Origin of the sequence: Methylobacterium sp. (assembly GCF_019750675.1) — a bacterium.
In the GTDB taxonomy this organism is placed as follows: domain Bacteria; phylum Pseudomonadota; class Alphaproteobacteria; order Rhizobiales; family Beijerinckiaceae; genus Methylobacterium.
The window spans coordinates 1-2,600 of record NZ_JAIEOF010000441.1 but is presented as its reverse complement, the minus strand read 5'-3'; the positions used below and the strand labels follow the sequence as shown (position 1 = coordinate 2,600).

Annotated in this window: 3 protein-coding genes; 2 read left to right on the top strand and 1 reads right to left on the bottom strand. The window is 73.1% G+C overall.

Annotation, left to right across the window (positions count from 1 at the left end):
- On the bottom strand, window positions 1-752 hold a 752-nt coding region (locus K2X24_RS23315; protein WP_292501597.1), incomplete at its 3' end, for an aconitase family protein.
- A gap of 225 nt (window positions 753-977) precedes the next feature.
- Between K2X24_RS23315 and K2X24_RS23310 the strand changes: the two genes are divergently transcribed.
- Both K2X24_RS23310 and K2X24_RS23305 read left to right on the top strand, forming a co-directional pair.
- Complete coding sequence (locus K2X24_RS23310) at window positions 978-1,973, top strand: 2-hydroxyacid dehydrogenase (protein ID WP_292501596.1); 996 nt, start codon at window positions 978-980, stop codon at window positions 1,971-1,973.
- On the top strand, window positions 1,970-2,600 hold a 631-nt coding region (locus tag K2X24_RS23305), incomplete at its 3' end, for an AprI/Inh family metalloprotease inhibitor (protein WP_292501594.1). The genes K2X24_RS23310 and K2X24_RS23305, both read left to right, overlap by 4 nt.

The window sequence follows — 2,600 nt, the reverse complement described above, 5'->3', positions numbered from 1 at the left end:
GCCTTCGGCCGGCCCTCGACATAGGCGTAGGTGGTGGCGTCCGGCGCCACCAGGCCGGCGCGGGCGCCGCCCTCGATCGACATGTTGCAGATCGTCATCCGGCCCTCCATCGAGAGGGCGCGGATGGCCGAGCCGGCGTACTCGATGACGTAGCCGGTGCCGCCGGCGGTACCGATCTCGCCGATGATCGCCAGGATGATGTCCTTGGCCGTCACGCCCGGCGGCAGGGTGCCGTCGACGCTGACGCGCATGTTCTTCGCCTTCTTCTGCAGCAGCGTCTGGGTGGCGAGCACGTGCTCCACCTCCGAGGTGCCGATGCCGTGGGCGAGCGCCCCGAAGGCGCCGTGGGTCGAGGTGTGGCTGTCGCCGCAGACGATGGTCTGGCCCGGCAGGGTGAAGCCCTGCTCCGGCCCGATCACGTGGACGATGCCCTGCCGCCGGTCGAGGGCGTCGTAGAACTCGATGCCGAAGTCGCGCACGTTCTCGGCCAGCGCCTCCAACTGGATGCGGCTCTCCGGGTCCTCGATGCCGAAGCGGCGGTCGGAGGTCTGCACGTTGTGATCGACCACCGCGAGGGTCTTCTCGGGGTGGCGCACCCGGCGCCCGGCCACGCGCAGGCCCTCGAAGGCCTGGGGGCTGGTGACCTCGTGGACGAGGTGACGGTCGATGTAGAGGAGCGTGGAGCCGTCGGGCTCGACATCGACGACGTGGTCGTCCCAGATCTTGTCGTAGAGGGTGCGCGGCGCGGTCATGGCGTAGCTGTTCTGGTTGTTCGTCGGAAAACGGGGTTTCGTTCTCCCTTAGTAGTGTTCCAAGTCGCAGCGCGAAAGTGGGGGCCCGGTTGCACGCGACGGGGGGCAGCCCGGAGACCGCCGCATGCGCCTGAAAAATCCCCTCACTGGACCGGTTCGAGGCCGCGGCTTAAAGCTGCCGGGGCCGGCGCCGCGCCGGTTTGAGCCTCCGCCGAGACCCGCTCCATGCCCGCCGTCGACATCCCGCCGCCCGTCGACATTCTGATGCTCAAGGCGATGCACCCCGACGTCATGACCGAGGTCGAGCGGCACTTCACCCTGCACCGCCTCGACACCGCGCCGGACCCGGAGACCTTCCTCCGCACGGTCGGCCCACGCCTGCGCGGCCTCGCCACGGGCGCCCAGGCGCCGGTGGATCGAGCCCTGCTCGCGCGGCTGCCGAACCTCGAGATCGTGGCGAGCCTCGGCGTCGGCTATGACACCATCGACACGGCGGCGGCTCACGCGCAGGGCGTCGTCGTCACCAACACGCCCGACGTGCTCACCGACGAGGTCGCCGACCTCGCCCTCGGCCTGCTGCTGGCGACCGTGCGCCAGATCCCCCAGGCCGACCGCTACCTGCGCGCCGGACACTGGCCCCGCCAGACCTACCCGCTGACCCCCACCCTGCGCGGGCGCGCGATCGGAATCCTCGGCCTCGGGCGGATCGGGCGGGCCATCGCGCGACGGCTCGAGGGCTTCGGCGTCGCCATCGCGTATCACGGCCGGCGCCCGCAGGCCGACGTGCCCTACGCCTACCACCCGACCCTCCTGGGGATGGCGCAAGCCGTCGACGTGCTCCTCGTGGTGGCGCCGGGCGGGCCGGAGACCAACGGCCTCGTGGACGCGGCCGTGCTGGAGGCCCTCGGGCCGCAGGGCCTCGTCGTGAACGTGGCGCGCGGCAGCGTCGTCGACGAGGCGGCGCTGATCGCCGCGCTCCAGGCCGGGACCATCCTGGGGGCCGGGCTCGACGTGTTCGCCCGGGAGCCGCACGTGCCGCCCGAACTCCTCGCCATGGAGCACGTGGTGCTGCTGCCCCATGTGGGCTCGGCCTCCGTCCACACCCGCGCGGCCATGGGCCGGCTCGTGGTCGACAACCTGATCGCCTGGTTCGACGGCCGTGGACCGCTGACGCCGGTGCCGGAGACGCCCTGGACTGTGGCGGGATCCGAGCGCGCATGACCCGGGCCTTCACGATCCCGACGCGTCTGATGATCGCCCTCGTCGCGGCGCACCTGGCCGCCCCCGCCTTCGGCCAGGAGACGATGCCGGCCGCCCCCACGCCGGCCGCTCCGGCGCCGGCCTTCGTCGAGAGCCTGCCGCGCGACATCGCCGGGGTGCCGGGCACCTGGGACCTCTCGCAGGACGGCGGCACCCGGCGCTGCGTCATGACCCTGTCCGGCGAGAGCGGGCCGGCGGGCCGGCGCCTCTCCTTTCCCGCCGGGTGCCGGCGGGCGCTGCCGATCCTGAACAGCGTCGCCGGCTGGCTGTTCGCGGACGGCAACATCCGCCTCGTCGACAAGGACGTGCGGCCGGTGCTGCCCTTCACGCGCCGGACCGACGCCCGCAGCCTCGGTGCCCCGGGCGAGGCCGGCGAGAGCTACAGTCTCGTGCCGCTGCAGATCGTGGCCATGATGCCGCCCTCGGACGCGGTTCCCACCAGCCCGGGGGCCGGCAGCGCCGCCCCGGACACGCGGGTCGGCCCGGCCGCGCGCGGGGAGCCCGCCCCGTCTGGCGACGGGCCGGCGCCGGGCACCTACGCCCTGGACCGCTACCGCGAGCAGGATGTCTGCCGCATCGAATTGACGG